This is a genomic window from Nostoc sp., assembly GCF_036917575.1.
Taxonomy (GTDB): domain Bacteria; phylum Cyanobacteriota; class Cyanobacteriia; order Cyanobacteriales; family Nostocaceae; genus Nostoc.
In genome coordinates this window covers 57,701-82,957 of sequence record NZ_JBALDC010000061.1, presented here as the reverse complement: position 1 = coordinate 82,957, position 25,257 = coordinate 57,701, and the positions used below count along the sequence as shown (strand labels likewise).

At 40.0% G+C, this 25,257-nt stretch carries 18 protein-coding genes; 11 read left to right on the top strand and 7 right to left on the bottom strand.

Going from position 1 to position 25,257, the window contains the following annotated elements; genetic code table 11:
- Positions 1 to 88: 88 nt before the first annotated feature.
- A complete protein-coding gene (locus tag V7K79_RS18095) occupies positions 89 to 1,804 on the top strand; it encodes an alpha/beta hydrolase (protein ID WP_335049380.1) in 1,716 nt (571 codons plus the stop codon).
- Positions 1,805 to 2,037: 233 nt separating this feature from the next.
- On the opposite strand, the gene V7K79_RS18090 is transcribed toward V7K79_RS18095, so the two are convergent.
- The gene (locus V7K79_RS18090) at positions 2,038 to 3,369 is read right to left on the bottom strand and encodes an HlyD family efflux transporter periplasmic adaptor subunit (protein ID WP_335049379.1); all 1,332 of its coding nucleotides are present in this window, start codon (positions 3,367 to 3,369) and stop codon (positions 2,038 to 2,040) included.
- Positions 3,370 to 4,532: 1,163 nt separating this feature from the next.
- Between V7K79_RS18090 and V7K79_RS18085 the strand changes: the two genes are divergently transcribed.
- The 4 genes from V7K79_RS18085 (at position 4,533) to V7K79_RS18070 (ending at position 9,583) form a co-directional block, all read left to right on the top strand.
- Positions 4,533 to 4,727 (top strand): hypothetical protein, encoded by a 195-nt coding sequence (locus V7K79_RS18085; protein WP_335049378.1) that lies wholly within the window; start codon positions 4,533 to 4,535, stop codon positions 4,725 to 4,727.
- A gap of 587 nt (positions 4,728 to 5,314) precedes the next feature.
- On the top strand, positions 5,315 to 7,459 hold the full coding sequence (locus V7K79_RS18080; RefSeq protein WP_335049377.1) for a peptidase domain-containing ABC transporter: 2,145 nt from the start codon (positions 5,315 to 5,317) through the stop codon (positions 7,457 to 7,459).
- Between the two features lie 83 nt (positions 7,460 to 7,542).
- Positions 7,543 to 7,767: a hypothetical protein gene (locus V7K79_RS18075; protein WP_335049376.1), complete on the top strand. Its 225-nt coding sequence runs from the start codon at positions 7,543 to 7,545 to the stop codon at positions 7,765 to 7,767.
- 994 nt (positions 7,768 to 8,761) lie between these two features.
- Entirely contained in the window at positions 8,762 to 9,583 is an 822-nt protein-coding gene (locus V7K79_RS18070) for an SDR family NAD(P)-dependent oxidoreductase (RefSeq protein WP_335049375.1), read from the top strand.
- A 90-nt stretch (positions 9,584 to 9,673) separates the two neighbouring features.
- Here the strand turns inward: V7K79_RS18070 and V7K79_RS18065 are convergent, their stop codons facing one another.
- Positions 9,674 to 10,912: a ScyD/ScyE family protein gene (locus V7K79_RS18065; RefSeq protein WP_335049374.1), complete on the bottom strand. Its 1,239-nt coding sequence runs from the start codon at positions 10,910 to 10,912 to the stop codon at positions 9,674 to 9,676.
- A gap of 506 nt (positions 10,913 to 11,418) precedes the next feature.
- Here V7K79_RS18065 and V7K79_RS18060 point away from each other — a divergent pair.
- The 3 genes from V7K79_RS18060 to V7K79_RS18050 all read left to right on the top strand — a co-directional run bounded on the left by V7K79_RS18060 (position 11,419) and on the right by V7K79_RS18050 (position 15,377).
- Positions 11,419 to 12,915, top strand: a complete 1,497-nt coding sequence (locus V7K79_RS18060; protein ID WP_335049373.1) for a glycosyl hydrolase family 57 — start codon at positions 11,419 to 11,421, stop codon at positions 12,913 to 12,915.
- 217 nt (positions 12,916 to 13,132) lie between these two features.
- Positions 13,133 to 14,290, top strand: a complete 1,158-nt coding sequence (locus tag V7K79_RS18055) for an FIST signal transduction protein (RefSeq protein WP_335049372.1) — start codon at positions 13,133 to 13,135, stop codon at positions 14,288 to 14,290.
- A 7-nt stretch (positions 14,291 to 14,297) separates the two neighbouring features.
- Entirely contained in the window at positions 14,298 to 15,377 is a 1,080-nt protein-coding gene (locus V7K79_RS18050; RefSeq protein ID WP_335049371.1) for a sensor histidine kinase, read from the top strand.
- A gap of 37 nt (positions 15,378 to 15,414) precedes the next feature.
- Here V7K79_RS18050 and V7K79_RS18045 read toward each other — a convergent pair whose 3' ends face one another.
- Positions 15,415 to 16,773, bottom strand: coding sequence for a sensor histidine kinase (locus V7K79_RS18045; RefSeq protein WP_335049370.1), 1,359 nt, complete (start codon positions 16,771 to 16,773; stop codon positions 15,415 to 15,417).
- A 261-nt stretch (positions 16,774 to 17,034) separates the two neighbouring features.
- On the opposite strand from V7K79_RS18045, the gene V7K79_RS18040 reads away from it, so the two are divergent.
- Both V7K79_RS18040 and V7K79_RS18035 read left to right on the top strand, forming a co-directional pair.
- Positions 17,035 to 17,763, top strand: a complete 729-nt coding sequence (locus V7K79_RS18040; RefSeq protein WP_335049369.1) for a Uma2 family endonuclease — start codon at positions 17,035 to 17,037, stop codon at positions 17,761 to 17,763.
- A 110-nt stretch (positions 17,764 to 17,873) separates the two neighbouring features.
- A complete protein-coding gene (locus V7K79_RS18035) occupies positions 17,874 to 19,043 on the top strand; it encodes an S-layer homology domain-containing protein (protein WP_335049368.1) in 1,170 nt (389 codons plus the stop codon).
- A 454-nt stretch (positions 19,044 to 19,497) separates the two neighbouring features.
- Here V7K79_RS18035 and V7K79_RS18030 read toward each other — a convergent pair whose 3' ends face one another.
- On the bottom strand, positions 19,498 to 19,935 hold the full coding sequence (locus V7K79_RS18030) for a CAAD domain-containing protein (RefSeq protein ID WP_335049367.1): 438 nt from the start codon (positions 19,933 to 19,935) through the stop codon (positions 19,498 to 19,500).
- 1,160 nt (positions 19,936 to 21,095) lie between these two features.
- On the opposite strand from V7K79_RS18030, the gene V7K79_RS18025 reads away from it, so the two are divergent.
- The gene (locus V7K79_RS18025; RefSeq protein WP_335049366.1) at positions 21,096 to 22,769 is read left to right on the top strand and encodes a sensor histidine kinase; all 1,674 of its coding nucleotides are present in this window, start codon (positions 21,096 to 21,098) and stop codon (positions 22,767 to 22,769) included.
- A gap of 95 nt (positions 22,770 to 22,864) precedes the next feature.
- On the opposite strand, the gene V7K79_RS18020 is transcribed toward V7K79_RS18025, so the two are convergent.
- Genes V7K79_RS18020 through V7K79_RS18010 form a run of 3 tightly spaced genes read right to left on the bottom strand, consistent with a single transcriptional unit; the run spans position 22,865 to position 24,879 of the window.
- Positions 22,865 to 23,566 (bottom strand): carbonic anhydrase, encoded by a 702-nt coding sequence (locus V7K79_RS18020; RefSeq protein ID WP_335049493.1) that lies wholly within the window; start codon positions 23,564 to 23,566, stop codon positions 22,865 to 22,867.
- A gap of 28 nt (positions 23,567 to 23,594) precedes the next feature.
- Positions 23,595 to 23,906 carry a P-II family nitrogen regulator gene (locus V7K79_RS18015; RefSeq protein ID WP_334929508.1) on the bottom strand — a complete coding sequence of 104 codons (312 nt, stop codon included), beginning with the start codon at positions 23,904 to 23,906 and terminating at the stop codon, positions 23,595 to 23,597.
- A 4-nt stretch (positions 23,907 to 23,910) separates the two neighbouring features.
- Positions 23,911 to 24,879, bottom strand: a complete 969-nt coding sequence (locus V7K79_RS18010) for a sodium-dependent bicarbonate transport family permease (RefSeq protein ID WP_335049365.1) — start codon at positions 24,877 to 24,879, stop codon at positions 23,911 to 23,913.
- Positions 24,880 to 25,257 lie beyond the last annotated feature (378 nt).

The following is a 25,257-nucleotide window of genomic DNA, read 5'->3' as shown; positions in this document are numbered from 1 at the left end:
CAATTAAACAGGAAAGCGGTTATAGATCCCGCCCCGCTTTCCTCTCTGTCCAAACTTGTTTGCCAGGGTTAGATAGTGGGTTTTTCTAATGAAAAAATTTTTGAGATATTTGGGTTTAAGTTTGCTATCTACGTTCTTGACTGCTACTCCCGGATTGGGGGCTGAACGCATTAGCTTTTATTATCCTCCCTTCGGCGAATTTTCCTTATCAGTGAACTCGCTGGAAACCTTTGCTAAAGAAGGCAAAATCGATCAAGATTTTTCATTTTATGCTAGTCGTGCGACTCCCGAACAACTTGCTCAACTGCGGGATCTACTCCAGCAGCGCTTTGATCTCACTCCTACATTAGTATCTCAAGTTACCTACTCACCGATAGGCGAGCAACTAGTGCAACAACTGGGAAAATTACTCCTCACTGAGTCTCGAAAAAATGGCTTCTATGCTATACGTGCCTCTTTAATTTTGTCTGCTGCCGATCAAAAAGAGGGGTTAACGGTTGTAAATTTACTGCGGAAATTTCCTAGCGATACTATCCGAGTAAATTTCACAGAGGGGTTAAGGATAGTCGGTGACTTGTCGCAATTGATCAAAAAAAAGGATGAAGTTTTTGCCTCTCTGCAAAAAGAAGCGATCGCGCAAGCAGCCACTTCCAAAATTGATTTCTCCCAAAAACCAGATTTGCGATCGCCAGGACAATTTACTTGGCAGAAAAAAAGTCTGGAGTTAAATGACATTCGTCGCTCACGCCGTCTACCTGTGGATATCTATCTGCCGTCAGCAGGTTCACAAAAAGCTGGAGACTTACTCGCGCCTCCCTTTCCCCTGATTGTAATTTCTCACGGACTGGCCTCAGACCGTTCTACCTTTGTCTATTTGGCTGAACATTTAGCATCCTATGGTTTTGCCGTTGCTGTACTAGAACACCCTGGTAGTAATGCCGAACGCTTTCAACAATATTTTGCAGGTTTGGCTGGCCCGCCTGATGCAGCAGAATTTATCAACCGACCTTTGGATATCAAATATCTCCTCAATGAACTCCAGCGTCTAGATAAATCCGATCCCACTCTCCAGGGAAAACTTAATTTTCAGCAAGTTGGGGCAATTGGTCAGTCTTTTGGTGGTTATACTGTTTTGACTTTAGCAGGAGCAAATATTAACTTTAGCCAACTGAAGCAAGATTGCAATCCCGATAATACCTCCTTTAATTTGTCGCTCTTTTTGCAATGTCAAGCAAACGATTTACCACCAATAAATTACGAACTCAAAGATGATCGCATCAAAGCTGTCATGGCGATTAATCCCATTGACAGCTCAGTTTTGGGTCAGGGAGGAATCAGTCAAATAACAATTCCCGTCATGCTGGTAGCAGGTAGTCAAGATGTTTTTGCACCACCCGTACTTGAGCAAATTCGCCCCTTTACCTGGCTTTCTGACTCTAATAAGTACCTGGCTTTGATTGAAAATGCCACCCACTTTTCAGCGATCGCCGAACCTACTTCTGGAAATAATGTCTTACCTGTGCCACCTGCTTTACTAGGCCCCGATCGCACTGCTGTTTTTTCCTATCTCAACGCCCTCAGCGTCGCTTTTTTAGAAACCCATCTCCTCAACCGCCCTGAATATCGTTCTTATTTGCAGCCTTCCTATGCCACATTTATCAGCAAAGAGCCACTTCATCTCAGTCTTTTACAGTCGTTGTCGGTAGCTCAGTTCAATCAAATTTGGAGTGGGGCAACTCCCCAGTCCAGCAAACCATCAAATCCTCAACCTATTTCTACCCCTTATCAACCTTTGAGGCAATGAAACAGCCTGTTGCTTTTGCAGGGGGGTTGAAGGGATCAAAAACCTGTGGTGTAACTCTCAAATACTTGTGTATAGACACAAGTAATACCACTTCTCTAAAATGAGGCAATACATTCAAACCCCCAAACCCAGATATAGTGTAGCTTTCTTAATTACGAATTACGAATTACAAATTGGTATTACTTAGCGTAAATCTTAGGTAGTTCTTAATGGCGTGGAATATAGGAAGAAGCCTACAAATCTGTTAGCAGCCTTGCTTTTCTCAAAATAAATGTCATTACAGTTTCTTTTTTGGAAATGATATCAGCTGTAACTTCCATTCCTGGTTGAATGGGATAGGATTTATCGCCCTTTTTTAAATAAAGTCTTTCTGCCTCAATAGTCACCTCATAGTAAGGCGCAATTGGATTGCCGTTAACTTGAGATGTAATAGCATCGGCGGTTATGGCTCTAACAGCACCTTTGAGGATGCCATAATCTGGGTACGGATAGGCAGAAAGCCGCATTTGTACTTCCCCTTGTGAACATTTTGTTACTTGTACGGCTTTACATACCTGTACTTTGCTAATATCAGAAGCAGCAACACGGGCTTTGATCACCAGAGCAGCTCTACTAGGAGCAATTTGAGCGATCGCATCCCCAATCCGCACAACTTGCCCAGGATTTCTTAATTCTAGTTTCAGGATAGTACCTGCCTCTGAAGCCTGAATTATAGTTTTTTGTAGTTCTGTTGAGAGTTGTTTTAGTTCTTCTTGAGCGCTACCAATTTGATTTTGAATTTCTACTTGACGCCCAATAAGTTCTTGTTTTTCTTTGTTCAATGCCGCAAGCATAGACTCACCTTTTGCCCGTTCTTGGGCAATGCGTTCTTGGGCAATCTCCACATTGGCGCTAGTAGGATTGAGTCCAGTTTCGATCCGTTCTAATCTGGCAAGTGCTGCTTTGAAAGCTTGTTCTTTTTCCTTAATCTGTAAAGCTGCGATCGCTCCAGTATCTGCTAACTGCTGATATCGCTTCAATTCCTCCCTCGCTAACTCCACAGAAGCTTCTACTTCATCCACTTCTGCCTTAGTGGTAATTCGCTTGTCTCCATAATCCCGGCGATTACGACTCAGATCGGCTTGCGCGGAGATAATCGCCTGTCCCATCGACTTGGATTCAGCTGTGATTTGAGTCTGTAGCGCTCTTAGTTGTGCATCGATTTGCGTTCTTTGTAAATGATTCTGCCGAATGTTTCCGGCAATTTGGCTTTTTTTACTTTGTAATTGAGTGTCGTAGAGCAGTGCAATCTCATCTCCTCTTTTGACAACTTGATTTTCTTTCACTCTAATGCTTCTAACCGTCCCCTCTGTTGCTGCTTGCACTAACCGTATTTCTCCGGTGGGACGGACAGTACCATCTGCTCTCACCACTATGTTGTATTGAATGAAACTTGCAAGGCCGAAGGCAGCGCCAACACTTCCAATTAAAAATATCCCTCCCAGCCATGTCCAACTGCTAATCGGCGGAAGATATTCGTCGCTTTCAACTGAGCGGAGAAAGTCCGGTTGGGGGTCAATAAGCATATACGTTAAAAATATTTTGGTTGTGCAAACAATCTAGCAAATAGCTAGATTGTGCAAGAAGGTAATAGTTATAAACTTCGTACACTATCAAGTATGAAAATGCCGAGCGACATTACATCTATATATATAGATATTTATTGAACGAGCATTTTGAAGTTAAGAGCTTCCTTTCTCCCTCTGAGAGGTTGTTTGAAAAGTATTATTGCTAACATAGCCTCAGAAATCTAACGTCTCTATCCCCCTTCTCTAAAAGAAAAGGGAGGGTTTAAAAGCCTCTTGACCTTTTAGCTAGAGGTTTGGAAAAGGTTTTCTAGTATACTTTGCGACTTTTTAAACATCCTCTGAAAGCTTAGTCTTCTTAGCTTTTTGCCTTGGGAGAAGATAAGCTGCTACTGTTTTAGAGGTTTCTTCATCAGCAATAGCTAAAAAGTAATCTATAGCCTAAGTCTATATAACAATTAGCATCTTTTGGTAAAAAGACCAAATCTTTATAATTTTCTTCTAAAGCTTTACCGTTTCTTTATTTACTTGCAAAAATTTCTATAATGGAGAGAAAAGAAAAATTTTCTCTTCTAATTAATAAGTAGTTAAGCTAGTTTAAAAGCGTTGTTATTACAATCTTTTATGTATTTTCGACAGTCTCTGTATAAGTAAAGTACAACCAAAAGGATACTTACGTGATAATACGTGAAATAAAAATATTAAGTAAAATTTTTGGAGTTCTCTAAATTTACTTTATCAGAAATTTGTATAACAAAATACTATTTAACTAATTTTATACTCTTTATTTAAGCTTTTAAAGCTTATCAACAGTATTAATACGTTAATTTTCTTATTTTTTGTAGTATCAAATCAGACATTTTGTATTCTAAAAATCTTTTTATGCATAGATGTTTTTGCCATACAATTAAATCCAAAATATTTATCTCTGTAAAGAGAATAAAATTCATGGTTTATTCAGAAAACAGTATAAATATTAGCTAAGTAGTATCTTGACTAATAACTTGTAGTACATATTTCTTAAGAAAATAGTTGTTTTATCAAACTAGTTTCACCCATATAATGTCCCTAACAGCACACAAGCACTCATGAATGCCTTGTTTGCATTGATGAATGTAGTGTGATGTTATCTAAAACCCAACAATCAAGTGAGAACTAAAATCATGCAAAGTGTACTATTTGTCGAATTAACTGATGTTGAAGAAGCCAACCTCTCTGGTGGTAAGAACGTCATCAAAATTAAGTCAATTGTAAAAGGCGGCAAAGTCAAGATTGGCGCTGGAGATGATGTGGATGTAAGTGGCAATGTAAGTGCAGATGCAAGTAGCGCGATCTACGCCAATATTTACGATTATTAATCACACCTGTGTAAAGTTATGAAGTTCAGTAGAAGTGAAATAATAAATGTAAAGACACGATTAACGTGTCCCCACTTAGGATAATAGTTCACGTTTCAAATAATTTATACTGTTGACGCAGGTTAAATTATCTTTGCGTGTGGCTTAATTGCTAATTGACTTAATCCCAAGTAGCCATTAGCTCTTCCTCTATGAGAGTTATTTTAGCATACGTTTATTCCTACCTATCTACTTTTCTTCAACAAACTTAACAAAGTCTTATTGATAATTGCCTACTAACAACTATCAATAAGACTTCGATGCTACTTTTTCCTCAAAATATCCATCATTTTTGAGTAGTCGTAAAGACAGGTAAGCATAGTAAAAGTTGATACAGTCTGTATCAACTTTTATTTAACAAAGCAAATTTAATATAACTAACGTGAGTTGCTGGTTACATTCCTCTGAGCATTAAAATCTGATATTTTGTCTAGTGTATTAGAACAATAGTATGACTAAAGTATGGGCTACATTTTTAACCGTGCAGGGATAAGACCCTGCTATTTTTTTGGGTTTTGTCACGATGTTATTGGATACTGGAGTGCAAAATGAAATACCAAGTTGTTACACAACATAGTGAAGAAGATTGTGGAGCTGCTTGTCTTGCTTCCATTGCCAAACACTATCGGCGCAACTTTACACTAAATCGCATCCGGGAAGCTGTAGGCACTGGTCAACTAGGAACAACATTGTTGGGACTGAGGCGGGGAGCCGAGGCGCTTGGTTTTAATGCACGCTCAGTCAGAGCATCTAATGAAATATTAGACCAAATGAACCAAGCGCCACTACCAGCAATCATTCACTGGAAAGGCTACCACTGGGTTGTTTTGTATGGTCAAAAAGGTAAGAAATATATAGTTGCTGACCCAGCCGTTAATATCCGTTATGTCTCTAAAAAAGAGTTAATAGAGGGTTGGTCAGATAAAGTGATGCTTTTACTAGAGCCAGATTCGGTTCGCTTTTATGCTCAACCCGATGATAAAATAGACGGCTTTGGGCGCTTTGTGCGGCGTGTATTGCCTTATGGAAACATACTATTCGAGGCTTTTCTCTGCGCTCTACTTATCGGTCTGCTTTCATTAACTTCTCCATTCCTAATCCAAATTCTGACAGATGATGTACTAGTTCGGGGTGACACCCAGCTTCTTGCTGCTGTAATTATTGCCGTTGTGGTGATGAATCTTGTGTCAAGTAGTTTAAAACTAGTTCAATATAACCTGATTGCCCATTTTGCCCAACGGCTTGAGTTAGGATTAATTTTAGAATTTGCTAGGACAATCCTGCGGTTGCCTTTGACTTACTATGAATCGCGTCGTAGTGGCGAGATTGTCAGCAGATTGCAAGATATTCAACAAATTAATCAACTAATTTCTCAAGCAATTATTAGTTTACCAAGCCAATTATTGATTGCAGCAGTTTCTTTAGGTTTCATGCTGTTCTATAGCTGGAAACTTACCTTAGTTGGTGTGATTATTGCGATTGTAATGAGTTTGTCTACGATTGTTTTTCTGCCTACACTTCAACAAAAAATCAGAAGTGTATTAGTCTTAGATGCAGAAAACCAAGGTGTTCTCGTTGAAAGCTTTAAAGGCGCTCTGACACTCAAAACCACTACCGCCGCTCCCCAGTTTTGGGAAGAATTTCAAAACAGATTTGGTCGTTTAGCAAATCAAACATTTCGCACAATTCAGATTGGAATTATTAACGGCATCTTCTCTAGTTTAGTTTCTAGTATTGGCAGCATTAGTCTGATTGGTTTCGGCAGCATCCTAGTTATTAGTAAGGAACTCAGCATCGGTCAACTGCTGGCATTTAACGGGATGAATGGTAATTTTTTAGCATTCATTAGTACTGCGCTCAACTTTATAGATGAATTCACTCGTGCCAAAACTGCCACGCAGCGCTTAACAGAAGTTATTGATTCCACACCTGAAAATCAAGACGATACTAAAAAACCTTTTACGAAGATTCCTAGCAAGGTTGATATTATTTGCACAAATCTCAACTTTCATTACCCTGGAAGGCTAGAGTTACTGCAAGATTTTTCCCTAACTATTCCTGGCGGTAAAGTTATTGCTCTAATTGGTACATCTGGCTGTGGTAAAAGCTCTCTCGCTAAACTGATTGCAGGATTATATACACCTAATTCTGGTAACATTCGCGTTGGTATTTATAATCTACAAGACCTTGCTCTTGATTGTTTGCGACAACAAGTAGTCCTTGTTCCCCAAGAAGCTCATTTTTGGAGTCGCTCAATTATTGAAAACTTTCGCTTAGGTTCTCCTCACGTCACCTTTGAGCAGATTGTCAACGCTTGCAAAATTGCAGAGGCAGACGATTTTATTAGTAAATTACCTGAAAAATATCAAACTGTATTAGGTGAATTTGGCTCAAATATTTCTGGTGGACAACGGCAAAGATTGGCTATAGCAAGAGCTATCATTAACGATCCCCCAGTACTGATTTTAGATGAATCAACAGCCGGACTCGATCCAGTTAGTGAAGCTCAAGTTTTGAATCAGCTGTTGTTGCATCGTCAAGGCAAAACTACGATTCTGATTAGCCACCGTCCGAGAGTAATTACCCGTGCTGATTGGATTGTGCTACTAAATGAGGGTAAATTACAAATTCAGGGGACTGTGAAAGATTTGCGTGTCCAATCAGGAAACCATTTAGATTTTTTAACTCCTTAATTAAGCTGATGGACTTTATAGCATTTTTAGGTACTTAGACTACAACGTACCTCAACACGACTTCAGAGTACCTTAACACGATTTTGAAGTACTTCAACACGATTTTGAAGTACCTCAACACGATTTTGAAGTACCTCAACACGATTTTGAAGTACCTCAACACGATTTTGAAGTACCTCAACACGATTTTGAAGTACCTCAATACGATTTTGAAGTACCTCAACACGATTTTGAAGTACCTCAACACGATTTTGGAGTACTTCAACACGATTTTCGACAGTATTGGTATCTATCCTTGCTCCAAGTAAGTCGATTTAACTGTAGAGTAGTAATTACTAAATACGTAAATGTACGGAGTGCAGTTTTCGGCAGAATTATCAATTAGGAATTATATTGACTTACAGTTAAGATCCCCGACTTCTTAAATAAGTCGGGGATCTTATTGTTCGCAAACTTCAATTGTTTGCGATAGACAAAGCAAGTCTCAAGCATTACTTTGATAAACTCAAAGCTAAACCCAAACAAATTACTATTTATTCTCAAATTTTAATAGATAATTTCAGACAACGAGCTAGTCCTCTTTGATTATTTTCAATCAATAAAATTCATCAAACTTTATTTTCAACAAAACAGTAAATATACTGTTGCAATTATATATAGCCGTAGTCACACAGGTTAGGACATTTTGAAAGGGTGAAAGCTAGGAATAGTAATAGTTTTACCTCCTGCCTCCTGCCTCCTGCTATAAGTAAGCTAAAAATTCTAACTATTGCAACCATCAGCCAAAATGCTATATGTCTTTTTTCTTTCTAAACTGTGAATTAGATATCACAATTTTCTAAAATAAGGCTATTTGTCAGGAAAATGAGATATTTCTACTGAGGGATTCATAAAAACTTATTTAATAAAATTTTTTGTATATATATACTTGTTGTTAAGATGTATTAAGAAATACTTATTAAAAAATATTGCAATAGCTTGATTTAGTTGTTAACGTGTGTATGACAGCAATGCTGATGAACGCTCGGATCTAGGAGAAATAAAATCTATGAGCTATACCTATTCAGCCAAGTATGTTAGGCTTTGACGGATTAAAAACAAGAAATTTCTGCCTCGTATAGACAAGTATCAGGATTGCAGATTAACCAAGATATATCTCGTTGCTAAAGGCTTAGTTTCAGTTTGATTTCAATTGTGATTGATTATTTGTCTTACTTTGTGCCGACAAGCAGGTAGCTCTTGCTTGTGGTATCGGCAATAACGAACAGTTTGGTAAGACTCAAATTTTAGAGGATAAAACCAATGAAGATTCAAGGTAAAGTTGCACTAATTACAGGCGCTTCGCGTGGAATTGGACGAGCGATCGCCCTGGAATTAGCGCAACAAGGCATCAAGCGGATGATATTGGTAGCACGCGATCGCCGCAAGTTAATAGAGGTAGCCAACGAAATCGAGGCTATGGGTACAGAAGCTGCGATCGTGGCTTTAGATTTGACGCAGACAATAGAAGTAAATATCGCTGTTGCCCAATTGTGGCGCAATTACGGACAAATTCACCTACTGGTTAATTGTGCGGGAGTCGCATACCAAAGCTCATTTTTGCAATCTAAAATGCCTCAAGTTCAAGAAGAACTTTCGGTGAACTTGTTAGGAATGTACAACCTCACTAGTTTGATTGCTCGACGCATGGCCAGCCAAAGACAAGGGACAATTGTCAATGTATCAAGCCTGATGGGGAAAGTAGCTGCACCAACGATGGCGACATACTCAGCAACCAAGTTTGCCATCTTAGGATTTACTCAAGCCTTGCGCCAAGAACTAGCTGAACATAATATCCGCGTCATTGCATTACTGCCTTCCCTGACAGACACAGACATGGTGCGCGACTTAAAATTATTTCGCTGGGTGATCCCCATGACTCCCCAGCAAGTGGCTAAAGCACTCGTCGCTGGAATGCAGAATGATTCATCAGAAATTTTAGTTGGATGGCAAAGTTATTTAGCCGTGTTGTGTCAACGCCTCGCCCCTTGGTTGTTAGAGCTAATTTTGCGAATAGCAACACCACCAGCACCAAGAAGACAACGGTTTATTGAAAAACTTACCCCTTCGCGTAGCGTCTCGTAGAGAAGGGGAGACACCGAAGGCGATCGCTTCAGTAGTGCTGAGTGCTGAGTGCAATTAATTTTACTTTTTACTCAGCACTGTTTTGGTAACTCAGCACTCCTGAACAAACTTCTCCAAAATTTTCAGTTTTTTGGCTTTACCCTTATGCGAAAAAGTAAGGCTCGCAGTGCCAAGAAATGCTAATAAGCTGAAAGTAGAAGTAGATTCAGGAACAGACTTGGAATTCTCAATTTTGATAACTTGTCCTTGTCCTGGGCTATCGCCTCGGTTTGTCACGTAGATAGCATCATCAGCACCAATAGTTAAAGCAGTAGGAGACTCTAATCCATTGCCACTAAGAATAGTTGTGCGAGTTCCATCCTTCGCTATTTTAATTACAGAACCATCTAGATTACCTTTCCAGAGTGACTGATTAGCGTACTGCAAAGCATATAAATTACCCTCATTATCAAAAGCTAAGTCAGTCAGTTGGGTAAAGCCATCGCTATAAACTGTTGGTTTATCATCAGCACCAACTCGGTAGATTTTTGCTTCACCTTCTGGAAAAGGAAAACCAGTTAATTGGCTAATATAATAAGCGCCATCTGGGCCTTTGGCGATATTTGTGGGTACTGCTTGGATTTCAAATGGCGATGACGATGCACCAGAGGGAAGAATTGGATTAGTTAATGTCTGGCGGGGAATTGTGGCGATCGCCTTTAAATTACTGCCATCAGTACCTACGCTGAGTAATTCATTAGCACCAGTATCAACTGCAACAATCTTATTTCCATCTAAAAGAAGAGAGAAGGGATTGCTAATTAGATCGCCTCCATCGGGATTATTTGCAAGTTCATAATTAGCTAAATCAGCCACACTAGTCCAGGAATTTGTATTGAAATTAGCAGTGATGATTTTTCCTAAATCAGTGTTACCTAATGTGGCGCGAAATGTGGGATTAGAAGCATACCCAATTGCAATATAAGGCTTGCCACTGGCATCAAATTTTATATCATGAGGGCCAGCAGTATCAGTACCATCTGGTAATGCTAAAGAAGGAAGTCCTGTGAGTACACGTTCTTGCGTACCATTTGCAATTTTTGTCACTGCACCAGTTGTGCCATAACATAAAGATTGACCTGCGGCACTCGGTGAAGGAACACAAGCTCCATTTCCGCCTGTTCCTGCCTCTGTGACGTATAGACTGCCGTCAGGGCCAAAAGCTAAACCTCGTGGACTATTAAGATCGTCGGCAATTACTGAAAATGATGCCGCCTCCGCTGCTTTTATTCCCGAAAAAGCAGCAATACAAACACTCAAAAATGTAATTCCAAATTGTTTTAGTTTCATTTGATATCTCCTGAAATTAAATTTGCATAAATAAAGATAGAGAAGTTTGATGATTTTTAATTGGTTAATATTTATACCAATATTCTCAAAGCGGGCAACAGATTCAAACCTACAAATTTGTTTTTGGGATAAGGCAGTAGGCATAGGAGCGAGGGCTATAGCCTCGTTTATCTCTCTTTAAATAATTTAGTTTTATGATGCCAACTTACTTAGATGAAATCTGAATTTGTTAATTTCGAGTTGTATCATACCATTTTCCAAAATTTTTGCAACATAACGAATTATCTGTAGTGGTGTACAGATATACGCCTGTAGCAACAAAATTAAATAGGATTGCTGTATATATTCCAACATTTTTTATACAAGTGGGATATCTAAACTGTTGAATTACACAGATATTGCAGGACTATAAGGCGATCGCAGTTTGCATCAATAGATAAAGTAGTAGATCAGAAATTGCTGTGGGATCGCATAATTAGACATACCCTGTTTCGGAGCAATCAGAAATGCTATCCTTCCCCACAACCCTGACTCCTTTGCCCGAAATCATTGATGGCTTGCCGAATATTTCTGGTTGGGAAACAGAGGTTCTCTCTGTAGTTAACCACGATCAACCAGTATTTTTACCAACAACGAATATTCGTTTAGAAGACGTAAATGCTGTGTTTGCGATCGCCTTACACATGCACCAGCCAACTATACCTGCTGGGAATGGCGGTACACTGATCAGCAATCTGCAATATATGTTTGAACATCCCCATGAAGGGGATAACCACAATGCAGATCCTTTTGCTCATTGTTACAGCCGCATGGGTGACATGATCCCCGAACTTGTAAATCAAGGTTGCAATCCCCGTGTAATGTTGGATTACTCTGGTAATCTTTTGTGGGGACTGCGGCAAATGGGACGCGGTGATGTTCTCGATAATCTTAAACGTATCACTTGCGATCGCACCTACCAACCTTATGTAGAGTGGCTGGGTACAATGTGGAGTCATGCAGTTATTCCTTCCACACCCATAGCAGATATTAAATTGCATATCATCGCATGGCAACATCACTTTGCGGCAATTTTCGGTTGGGAAGCACTAGCGCGAGTCAAAGGATTTTCGCCTCCAGAAATGCACCTACCCAATCACCCAGATGCTCTGTTTGAATTTGTGAAAGCGCTGAAAGAATGTGGATATCGCTGGTTGCTTGTTCAAGAACATTCTGTAGAAACTCTTACTGGCCAATCTCTCACTCATAAACATTTACCACATCGTCTAATTGCCCGGAATTCTCAAGGTGAAACAATTAGCATCACAGCTTTAATTAAAACCCAAGGTTCCGATACAAAATTAGTTGCTCAGATGCAGCCTTATTACGAAGCTAAAACATTATCTAAACAACAAATTGGTAGTGTATTTGTACCACCAATAGTTAGCCAAATTGGCGATGGTGAAAATGGTGGCGTGATGATGAATGAATTTCCTAGCGCTTTTAAACAAGCTTGGTGGGATATGGTAAATAATGGGGGAGGAAAATCAGGTGTAGTTGGGATGTGTGGTACAGAATATTTAGAATTAATTGAAGCTGCGGGATGCAAAATTGAAGATTATCCAACTTGTCAGCCAGTAGGACAACATCAAATTTGGGAGCGAGTTTCACCAGATAATATTCAACCACAAGCTGTAGAGAATGCGATTCAAGAATTAAAGCAAACAAACTCTAATTTTCATCTGGATGGAGCCTCGTGGACAAATCATATCAGTTGGGTAAAAGGATATGAAAATGTGTTGTCTCCCATGTATCAATTAAGTAGTTTATTCCATCAAAAAATTGATCCCTTACTGCAAACTGACTCAGTAGAACCTATTACCAGACAATCTCAATACCGTAACGTTCTTCTACATAATCTTTTGCTGCAAACTAGTTGTTTTCGTTATTGGGGACAAGGTTCTTGGACTGACTATGCACGGGAAATTTATCAACGTGGCGAAAATTTATTGCAGATGAATTGAACGGGAGACTGGAAACTAGGGAGTTGATTTTGGAGAAAATGCTCTCCAAGTATGTTAAGCATATCTTGTATTGTTAGATACAGCAAAAAATAAACAATCAGGTGAATTGAGATTTAGTTCAAGTAAGTGGGAAGTCTAAATGTAGGTTACTGGGTGCTGATATCGAGATTGAATTAGCACGCTAGGATTCAAACTTACGAGAAGGTGGCAGGTAGTTGTGTTTCGAGTTGTTGTTGGTCATAGTGACGATCCTGATTCTCAAAATGCGATCGCAGAAGTTCTTCAAGAATGTAGCCGTTCCCTTGCCAGAGCAATTCCTCAAGCTGGACTTTTATTCACTGCTGTAGATTTTGACCATGCGTTAATTTTGCAACGCATCCAAGATGCTTTCCCCGCAATTGAGTTGATTGGTGGAACTACAAATGGAGAAATCTCCTCAATTCTGGAGTTTCAGCAAGATTCTCTTACCTTAATGCTGTTTGCTAGTGATGATGTAGAAATTCACTCAGGTATTGGACGAGGAGCATCCAAAAATCCAGCCCTTGCAGCCCAAGAAGCGATCGCCCAAGCAAAGGCAAAGAGTGCCTCATTGCCCCAATTGTGCCTCACTTTTCCTGATAGCCTGACGAGCAATGGGGTGTTGATTTTAGATGGTTTAAAACAAAGCTTGGGATATGATGTTCCGATCATTGGAGGAATGGCTGCCGATGACTATACCTTTGATAAAACCTACCAATTTTTCCAAGGTGAAGTCTTAAGTGATTCAGTGCCAGTGCTGCTGTTCTCTGGAGAACTACTATTTTCCTACGGAGTTGCTAGTGGTTGGACTCCTATCAGTCAACGTAGCCGTGTAACTAAAGTTAATGGCAACGTAGTCTATGAAATTGATGGACAGCGTGCCTTAGATTTCTACCAGCACTATCTTGGTGAAGAACGATTTGCGGCCAACTTTGCAATTCATGCTCTAGCGGTTTTTGAGGATCAAGACCATTTTTATATGCGCGCACCCAATGGTTACGATCAACAATCTGGTAGCGTTACCTTCTTCTCTGATATTCCTGAACAGGCAGTTGTGCAAATCACCGATGCGACTCGTGACAATATTCTGTCAGCTTCTGAGGCATCCTTAAAGAATGCTCTTGCGGATTATCCCGGTGTGGAGCCAACAGCAGCGTTACTTATTTCTTGTGCCGCTCGACGGCGAATTCTGGGAACTCTGGCAAGACTTGAGTATCAGCTTGTGAAAACTCATTTACCAAAAACTTTGCCTTGCTGTGGTTTCTACGCTTACGGTGAAATTGCTCCTTTGGTTGACAAAGGTCAAACGCAATTTCATAATAAAACGTTTGTCACACTGCTAATGGGAACAAAATAAGTAGTGTATGGATAACCAAGACGATTCCATACAGATCCAAGAGTTGAAAAAGAAAAACCGTATCTTGCAAAAAAAGCTAGAACGCTGTGAAACTGAACGCCACCAGCTAGAAACTGACATTGGTACAAAGGAATTTTTATTGAAGAAAGTTATTTGTGAGTTAGAAGACTCTCGCACAGACTTGCAGCATAGAAGCCAAGAATTAGAAAATACATTAGATAGCTTACATAAAATGCAAGCTCAAATGATTCAAAGCGAAAAAATGTCTGCCCTGGGTCAAATGGTGGCAGGCATTGCTCATGAAATCAACAATCCTGTTAGCTTTATTTATGGAAACCTCAGCCATATAAAGCAATATACCCATGATTTACTACGACTGGTCGAGCTTTATCACCGTTACTTCCCCAACCCACCTGCTGAAATCCAAACCGAACGCAAAACCATTGATTTAGACTTTCTGGAAAAAGACGCGATTATGGTATTGAACTCAATGAATATTGGGACGGAGCGTATCCGAGATATTGTGCTGTCACTACGTAACTTCTCGCGTCTAGATGAAAGTGAGTTCAAAGCGGTAGATATTCATGAAGGCATCGACAATACTTTGATGATTTTGCAGCACCGCATCAAAGCCACTGACAAAAGTCCAGAGATTCAGATTATCAGAGACTACGGCAATATATCCAATGTAGAATGCTACGCTGGACAGCTAAACCAAGTATTTATGAATATTCTAGTAAATGCTCTCGATGCCCTTGAAGAACTTAATACCAAACGAACTTATCAAGAAATCCGGGATCATCCCAGTCGGATCACGATTCGTACCTCTGTCGTTGATTTGGAATGGGTAAAAATTGCGATTACAGACAATGGCTCTGGGATTCGCGAATCGATTCAAAAACAGATTTTCAATCCCTTCTTCACAACTAAACCTGTTGGTAAAGGAACAGGAATGGGAATGGCTATCAGCTATCAAATCATCACCAAAAAACATGGCGGTAAGTTAGAATTTTTTTCCACACCTGGAAAGGGAACGGAGTTTGTGGTTCAAATTCCTATCCAGCAGAAATTTTGTTTAATAATCTAATGTAACGTTATCATAAGTATTTTGAATTCCGAATCAATCAAACTAAAGGTAACAAAATTTCAAATTTTGTACCTATACCAATCTGTGAATGGAAATTTAATTTTCCACCATGTCTGACGGTGATAATTCGGTAACTTACTGCTAAACTAGTATTTTTCATATTCTTTGTTTCCAGAGAAAAAGACTCCAAAATTTGCTGTTGCAATTCTTGAGATATTCCTGGACCATTGTCAGCAATGCGAATTAATATCCAACGAGAATCTGGTGCATTTAGGCTGCTTGCTTCTTGTGATATAACTTCTGTAGTAATCTCAATTCGAGATTTTTTAACAGTCTTTGTCTCTTCTAAATGTAACTGCTGTCGCACTGCTTCATTGAGTAAAGTATCCACAAGTTCGCTTAAAATATTCATCAAAACCTGGTTTAACTCTCCCATGAAGCAGTACACAGGGGGTAATTGACCATAGCATTTGACGATTTCAATTTCTCCTTGAAGACGGCTATTAATTAATAAAATAATACTATCTATACAGGCGTGTAAATCTACTGGCTTGGGAAAAAGTTCATCAATATGACAAAAGTTTTGCAAGCTAGTAACAAGTTTTTTTAATCTTTCCGCTCCCTTACGAATACTAGCAAGCGATCGCGACAAATCTTGTTCTAAAAAATCAAATTCAATTTCTTCTTTAATTTGATTAATTGCCGGAGAAACTGATGGTAAATTTTGCTCGTAAGCCGCTATGAGTTTAAGTAAATCTTGACTATAGTTGGAAACATAAATTATATTACCCCAAATAAAACCCACTGGGTCTAAAATTTCGTGAGCTACACCGTCTACTAAACGCCCCAAATTTGCCATTTTATCATTTTGAATCATTTGGGCTTGACTGCGTTCATAGCGGATCAAATTGTCGATCCCCCGAATTTGCCAAGAAATAATATTTAATTCTTGGACATCTAACAATCTATAAGCACCAGATTCCGTTTGGACGACAATTGGTTCTGCCAATAATTCAGGCGATCGCTTTAAGCTAAGTTGCATTGTTGTTAAAATCGATGTTGTATCACTAACAAGCAACATCGGTGTCCGCACATAGCTGTAGAGAACAGCTAATGGTTGCTGAACAAATAACTCTTGTCCGAATGGACGAATCAAAAATTCCAGTAGTCGCCGCCGCGAAATCATCCCAATAAACTGTCCTTGTTCTACCAAAATGAATCCTGGTAACAAAGGGTTTTTTTCCAAAAAACTAGCTACTTCTATGCCGGTGTGGTTGATTTCCACCGAGAAATTATACATTGGTAGTTCTTGGAGGGTTGAATCTAAACCAAGATCGCGATCACTACCCTCAGACAAAAATGGCGGTGAAATTTGGTAACTAAATTCTTCTGGCACTAGACACCCTGATTTTTTCAAAGACAGGTAAAGAATAAGTTAATATTTTAGATTCTGCCACCCTTAAAATCCGGTTTTAGTTTAGGTATCTAATAAAACTAGTGGTCTGTGAAGCTAAAAATCTTTTTTAGGCGACTGGAAGTAATTGGCGTGCAATTTATAATCTGGGTGGAGAATATTGAGAAAGCGATGTCTACGACGGGCTACGCCTACGCAAGCTAAACTAAAAATAACTTTTACCAAAAGTGCAAAGGTAGCGTTATGACCTCTGTAACCAATCCACCCAACGCTCTTACTCCTTTCCCCTTCCCCGATCATACTCAACTTCCAGAGTCTGATGGTACTTTTGTGAAGAACTGGCAAGAACATCCCCAAAGCATTTTACTAACTGACTCTATTACACCCATCCTCAAGCAATTAAATCCTGAAGGTAAATATTGTATAGGGCAGGACTTAGGCATTTACTGGCGCTTGACCGATCCTGCTGAAAAAGGCGCAGAAGCACCAGATTGGTTTTATGTACCTAATGTACCGTTTTTGCTCAATGGACAAACGCGACGTTCTTATGTGTTGTGGCGAGAATTTATTGCCCCGTTAATTGTCTTAGAATTTGTCTCTGGAGACGGTAGTGAAGAACGGGATAAAACTCCTTTGAAGGGTAAATTTTGGATTTATGAGCAAGTCATTCGTCCTCCCTTCTACGGCATTTATGAAGCGAGTAAAGCCAGCCTAGAAGTTTATCATCTGATTGAAGGACAGTATCAGATTTTACCAGAAAATGAACGAGGACATTATCCTATAGTTGCTTTGGGTGTTGAATTAGGTTTATGGCAAGGAGTTTATCAGAATGTGGAATTACCCTGGCTACGTTGGTGGGATTTACAAGGTAATTTGTTGTTGAATGGCGATGAAAGAGCCGAACAACAATCCCAAAGAGCCAATCGCCTAGCTGCCCAATTGCGCTCGCTCGGTGTTGAACCAGAAATCTAATACCTTACTACAAATTACGAATTACGAATTAAAAAAGAGCTGGTGTAAAAGAGTCATCTGTGGCTTAATTTGTTTAGACACAAATTTTTACTGCTACCAGGGTAATCACGATGACAAATAGACCTCCTTCCGAACCGGAGTCATCTCAAAAAACTGCCCTTGGCTTTGATGAATTTATAGCCATTCTGGTTGCCTTCGCCACTATCGGAGCGATTCTTTTTTGGTCATTGTCTCGCAGGGATTCTAGTTGGAACTTAAACGGGCTGCTGTTGCCGAACTCTACTCCGTCTCCTAGTGTTCAACCAAATCAAGTATTGCCCTCTCCTACTACCAAGGTAAAACCTTATACAATCCCCAACAACGTTTTGCCCTCTTCTCCACCTGAAGCTGTTGTTGAACCCACAACACGTTCATTCCCAACTAACAGCGCAACTCCTTACCGCGCAATGTTACCATCGATTCTGGTAATCCCAACTCAATCCTCACAACCACAAACACCTGTATCCCCTCCTACACAACTTGAGTCATCAATTAAATCATCAGCGTTACCTTTAATAACTCCGGCAAAACCAAAATCAATCATTCCGCCGCCGATTGCATTTAACGATGTGCCCAATAACTTTTGGAGTCGGCGTTTTATAGACGTTCTTTCTGCCCGTGGGATTCTCAAAGGGTTTCCTGATTATTCTTTTAGACCAAATCAGCCTGTAAACCGCGCTGAATTTGCTGCCATACTAGAAAAAGCTTTTGACCAAGAACCGTCTAAGACTGCGATCGCATTTCAAGATGTACCAACAAAATTCTGGGCAACTCCAGCAATTGACCAAGCCATCAGTGCGGGATTTCTCAAAGGCTACCCGAAAAAAACCTTCAAACCACAACAAAATATTTCACGAGTACAAGTTTTAGTTGCCCTTGTTAGTGGGTTGAATTTGAAAGCACCCACTTCCCCAAATCAAATTATCAGTGTGTATAAAGATGCTAAAGATATTCCACCTTATGCTATTGGCAAAGTCGCTGCTGCTACAACCAATAGTCTGGTAGTTAACTATCCAAATCCCCAAATCCTCGATCCCAACAAGGTAGCTAGTCGGGCAGAAGTGGCAGCAATGATTCATCAAGCTTTAGTAAAACGGGGCAAATTGGCGGCAATTACATCTCCTAATATAGTGCGTAGGCCTAACCTGCCGCAGGCATCGCCCAAAATATCTTCAGAACTTCCACAGACTCCAAAACCGAACCCAAAAGTTAAATTGCCCACCGGAGGTTCGCCTCAATAATAATTACTAATTCGTAATTAAACCAAGGATTTCAGGAAGCGACCTCTACAGATATTAGTACAGCTCTTGCACCATTTCAAATGCTGCAAGAGCTTGGAATACAATTATGCGTGACTTTTGAGTGCCAGTTGCTTTAAGTCGGCAGAGCCAACCACAGTCACCTCAAGTCGGGAAACCATGCACGGCAGTTCCTCCTGGGGGGAACCCCTTTTCTGCGGACTGCCTCACCACGGCACTGTCTTTCCAACGCACTGGCTCCTTTTGATTTCCGCCTTGCAGTACTAGGGTTATGGGTATAGTCTTAATATTACGAATTATTAAAAATCTTATTAAGAATCTTGGCAGAAGACTGGACATCAATTTCCGGTGTCCAGACTTCTGTGATTTGGAATTCTAGCCTACTTGCACATAGCAAGCTACGCCTAGTGTCTTATAGAGAAGCAATAATTAGATATTAAGCTTCTGGAATTTCTTTACCGACAACTTGTGATTTGAGAGTGGTGATTTCACTAGTTAACTCTTTCCTGGTTGAGGCTTTGAGTAAATAGCGGTAAATAAACCAGGCAGAGTAACCAATACCGATCAACTCAAAAGTAGGTGCTACCAAGGGGATATCATTCAAAGCATCTAATACTGCCAAGAGTACTTTAACGGCAACAATTGATCCTACAATTAAACCAACTGTTACCAGGGGTTGCTTATATTGATTAAAGAAGCTTCCCAGATAATCTGGTAATGTTGCTAAAAAGGTAGAAATTTGCTCCCCATATTTTAGCCATTCGTCTTGAGACTGTGCCGGAGGCTGGAGTTTGGTGATGGTTCCCGTTTGGCTGTTGATCTCTGCCACTGTAGTCTCTTTAGATGCGGTTTCGGTAAATTCTTGTTCTGGCATTTTTACTCCTATTAATTTGACAGTTGAGTTTTTCTAATCTGGATAATTACAACCAAAAGGTTGTTGATTAGGATAATGTACTTGTGCATCAGTACAATTTGGTGAAGGGCACAAAAAGGTTTTAGTGTCCTATAACCATAGTTGCCCCGTACTATCTACTGCATCAACTACAAGGTAGACATTCAGTAGGAGGATAGAACTCAAAAAGCAGCAGGATGTATTATAATCAACTTCCTAAGTTCTATTTTTGGAATCAACTGGAATCCTCAGGTTGTGATTATCCCATTCCGTGTCATTTGCTCATAATCGTACTAAATATTAAGTACAAATCATGCAAAAATCAGTCTACCTCTCATTTATATAAGCCTAGAAGCTGATTTGATCTCGATATTAAAGCTATCTTAAGCCGCGTTCGTCAATTAACGCATTCGTATTGATATTAATACGTAATTATAATTTTTGTGTGTTCAAATAGACTAGACTTTTAACCGATTTTATGATAGTTGTGCCTGAGGGCAGAGGGGGACAAGGTGACAAGGTGACTAAAGTCAGAATTGCAACAAGTCTTTCTCTTCCCCTTGTCCTCTTCTCAATGCCTAATATCCAATGTCCAACAAGTATCAAACCTTTTGTTTTTTTCCTGATTGTATTAATTTTATAAGGAAGCAATAAGGTAGAGTAGTGGCGTAGGCGATCGCAAGAACTCATTACTTGCTATCAAAGTAGTGTGATCAAAAGAAAACGCTCTTAAGCGAGTCTTTTGTGCAGGAAACTATATTATTGCTCCTAAAAAAGTGAATTATAGCAGAAGGCAGGAGGCAGAGGGCAGTTCTTGCTGGAGGTAAAACTATTGCTAACTCTCTTCTTTCACCCCATCCTTATGTCCTAAAGAGTGTGACTACGGCTATATATTAAGTTTAGTAATTATACTTAGTAAAATTGTTGTAAAATTTACTTATATAATTTAAGGTGATGCTAATTATCTAGCAAGCAATGATTTGCTCTGGCGATAAAAGAAGATAATGTAGATGTTAATGACTAAATTAAGGTATTTTGACAATCTAGACTAATTTGATTATTTTCGCGGGAAGGCAAGGAGGTTTGATAAATGTCAACTACAAAAGCCAACCCCTATCTACAGCAGTTCAGAAAGCAAAAAAGTGTCAGCTGAAGAGCCATCGACAGACGATCTCCCAACTATAGAATTTCCTTCACGAGGGAAACTTAAAGCTAGTTCTTGGCGTATCCATCAAAAAATTGGCTATGGATACTTTGTAGCTATTGGAATTGGCTTTTTTGGCTCACTGACTGGGTTAGTGATTGCTAATTACTACCGGGGAAGAGAGGTTAGACAATTCAATCAAGCTTATGAACAAGGACAACTACTGAGTAATTACAAAGATGCAGTAGTAGGGGCACAATTACAAAGTTCTAACCTAGTTGCTGTATTAGAAAATTCACAACAACTGCAAAGTAAAAAAGCTGAGTTTTTGAAGAATGTTGAAAAAGCCAAGCAATTAGAGTCAAAAATCGGCGGATTTATTGATAGTAAACCTAAAAGATTAGCAGCAACAAGTTCGACTTTACAGACCTTATTGCTGGATTATAAAACTAATTTAAAAGCCTACGTTGACCAAATAGAAGTTGTATTACAGAAAATTGACTCCCTAAAAATACAACCTGAGAAAATTGACTCTGCCCGATCGCAGTTATTAACAATAATGCGTGGTGAAACAGCTATGCAGCTAGATCAGCTTTCTCAAAGCTTGACGAACATCCTGCAAACAGCCGAAGATCAAGAGCAAGAAAGGCAAAAAGCTGTTGAGCAGGCGAGAATAGTTGAGCGATTGATTGTGATCGTGAGTATGCTGGTTTCGGTAGCGATCGCAGCTATTGTCGCTTGGCGTACCAGTCGAGCGATCGCAGAACCAGTGATCACTGTAACCCAAGTAGCTGAACAAGTTGCCAGGAAACATAATTTCGATTTGCGAGCGCCCGTCACCACTGAAGATGAAATTGGCCTACTCGCCAAATCTTTAAATCGTTTGATTGAGCGAGTATCTGAGCGAACAAAAGAACTACAACAATCCAAAGAATTAGCCGAAGCTGCTAGCAAGGCAAAAAGCATATTTTTGGCAAATGTCAGTCACGAATTACGCACACCATTAAATGCTGTCATTGGCTTAAGCCAATTACTGGAAGACGACGCTACCGATCTTGGTTTATCGGCAGACTTTATCACAGACTTAGAAACAATTAACGCTGCTGGTAAGCATTTACTACACTTGATTAACGAAATCCTCGACTTATCAAAGATTGAAGCGGGGAAAATGACCCTCTATCCTGAGACATTCGAGATTGCAACGCTGATTCATAACGTAGTTCTCACAGTCAAACCAGCTATCGAAAAAAATGCCAATATTTTAGAAGTAGATTTTGATGAGCAACTTGGCACCATGTACGCCGATCAAACTAGAATGCGGCAGGTATTATTAAACTTACTTAGTAACGCTAGTAAATTTACTACAAACGGCAAGGTAACGCTGAGAGTCAACAGAGAAAAGGATGAATTCCGATCGGAGGCTCCTTTGGGCAGCATTGTTTTCACCGTTTCTGACACAGGTATAGGTATGTCTCATCGGCAACAGGAACAGTTATTTCAACCTTTTACACAAGGTGATACCTCGACAACAAAAAAGTATGGAGGTACAGGATTAGGGTTGGCAATTAGCCGCTACTTTTGCCAGATGATGGGTGGTGAAATTATTGTCAAAAGTCAGCCAGGAATTGGTTCTACTTTCACCATTCGTCTACCAATGACTGTGCAGGATTGAATTGGCCAAACAGGGCATTGGGTATTAGGCATTAATTACTTCTTCCCTGCCCCTCTGCTCCTCTGCTCCCCTTCATCTAAGAATCCTTTGGCGAATTAAGTAATGATACTTACCTTCCCTGTATCCAAGTCATAACGACCCCCGACAATTTTCAATTTGCCGGACTCCACCTGCTCAGTTAAAAGCTTTGATTGCTTCAACCGTTCAATTTGATATTGCACATTTGCCACCACAGCGTTTTCAACTGCATCACCCGACTGATCCTTAACCTTTGTTACGGCTGGCTTAATTGCCTTCACAAAAGTACTAATATCACCAAGTAACGATTGGTTTTGGACAGCAGCAGTAACAGCCCCGCAACGCTCATGACCCATTACCATCAGTAGCGGAGAACCTAACAACACAACCGCATATTCAATACTGCCGATCGCTTCATGTGTAGCAATATTTCCGGCAATCCGAACATCAAAAATGTCCCCAATGCCTTGATCAAAAACAATTTCTGCGGGGACTCGGGAATCTGCACAACTCAGAATAGTTGCAAATGGATGTTGAGCTTGAGCTACTTCCTGCAACCGCAGCGCAGATTGATCGGGGTATTGGGGGTGATGCTGAATAAATCGCTGATTTCCATCCATCAGCTTTTGCAGCGCTGCATCGGGATTCAGGGATTCAGGGGAAGTTGAGGGTATTTCGGCAGCTTTCGCCTGTTCTACCCGCCAGAGTAAATCGTTGGCAGTTACCGCCATTCCCAATGCTCCGGTGATTCCCCACTTCAAAAAGTCACGACGTTCCATGAAATGCTTCATTGAATTTATCACTCTCCTACATCGACGCAACACATCTGACAGAGCGAATTTCCATCACATCGGAAACGTAGCAAGTACCTCCGAACTTATTAAGCAGTGGTTTGATATTTTCGACAACCGGCTTAAGTTGTTCTGGCATACAAAACGCGAGAATGTAAACATTATCAAGCATGGTCATGTCTAAATCTTCTGTCGTTCCTTGTAATCCTTTACCAGCTACATTTCGGATTATGGCATGGTTATGTACACCCGACTTGTCTAATTTATCTAAAATTTTGGCAAGCTCAAAGGAGTTGGCGATAATTTCTATCTTTTTAACTACGTGCATATTATTACCTCCAAAATAGGTTAATTCCGTAAAGATACAACGGAATTCCTACAATAATATTGAACGGAAATGTGACTGCTAGAGCGGTAGAAACATATAGACTGGGATTTGCTTCTGGTACAGTCATCCGCATCGCTGCTGGAACAGCAATGTAAGAAGCACTGGCACACAATACAGCAAACAACAGTGAATCTCCGCGAGGCATACCGATGAATTTGGCGATCGCTAACCCAATGCCTGCATTGAGTATTGGAATTAGTATGGCAAATAAAATCAGGAAAACTCCGGTTTTTTGCAAGTCTTTAATTCTTCTAGCAGCGACTAATCCCATGTCCAGTAAAAAGAAAGTAAGAACGCCATAAAACAAACCTTGAGTAAAGGGTTCTAATACGTGCCAACCGCGTTCTCCTGTCAAGACACCTATTAATAGACTACCGACTAATAGAAAAACTGAACTGTTAAGAAATGCTTCTTGCAAAACTTCCGGCCATGAAAACTCTCGCTTGCCATCGGCGGTGAATATATTCACCAAAATTAAACCAACTATAATCGCTGGAGACTCCATCAGGGCAAGGGCTGCCACCATGTAACCATCAAAAGTAATGCCAAGCTCAGTTAAAAAAGCGCTAGCCGTGATGAAGGTAACGGCACTGATAGAGCCGTAGGTAGCTGCGATCGCAGCCGCATCGTAAGTATCCAATTTCAACTTCAGGATAAAAAAGGTGTAAATTGGCACAACACAAGCCATCATCATCGCTGCTGCGAGTGTGAGAATTACTTCCTGAGTTATACCGCTTTTGATTAGTTCTACCCCTCCTTTAAAACCAATCGCAAGCAGCAGATACAACGAAAAGAGTTTGGGCATTGGTGCGGGAATTTCGAGATCGGACTTGACAAAAACAGCAGTCATGCCTAAAAAGAAAAACAGGATTGGCGGATTTAAAATGTTGGATACAATTAAGCTAACATCCATATCCACCCCTCTTTATACTGGTGAAACCTGCAATTAAAGAAATTTTTCATCTTTAAAAATTTAACGGTTGAATCATGATGTATCGTGTATTGCTACCCAATGTCAATTGGGTACTCAAGGAGTGAATAGTTCTATTAGTGACAATACTCTCGGTTAGGTATTACAGCGTTTTTCAAGCTAACAGACTACGGCATAGGGAACATTGCCATGTTCCTAAGAAAATCCGTAGTTAAATTAACTGAAAATAGTTGTAAGCTCTGTTGAAAACAGAATAACTGAGAGCTTGTCCAGTATTTTTATGATGTTTGATTCCTCGTTGCTGATTTTACGACACAACGCGCAGGAATAACTGATGGCTAACCTATCTACGTAGAAAAG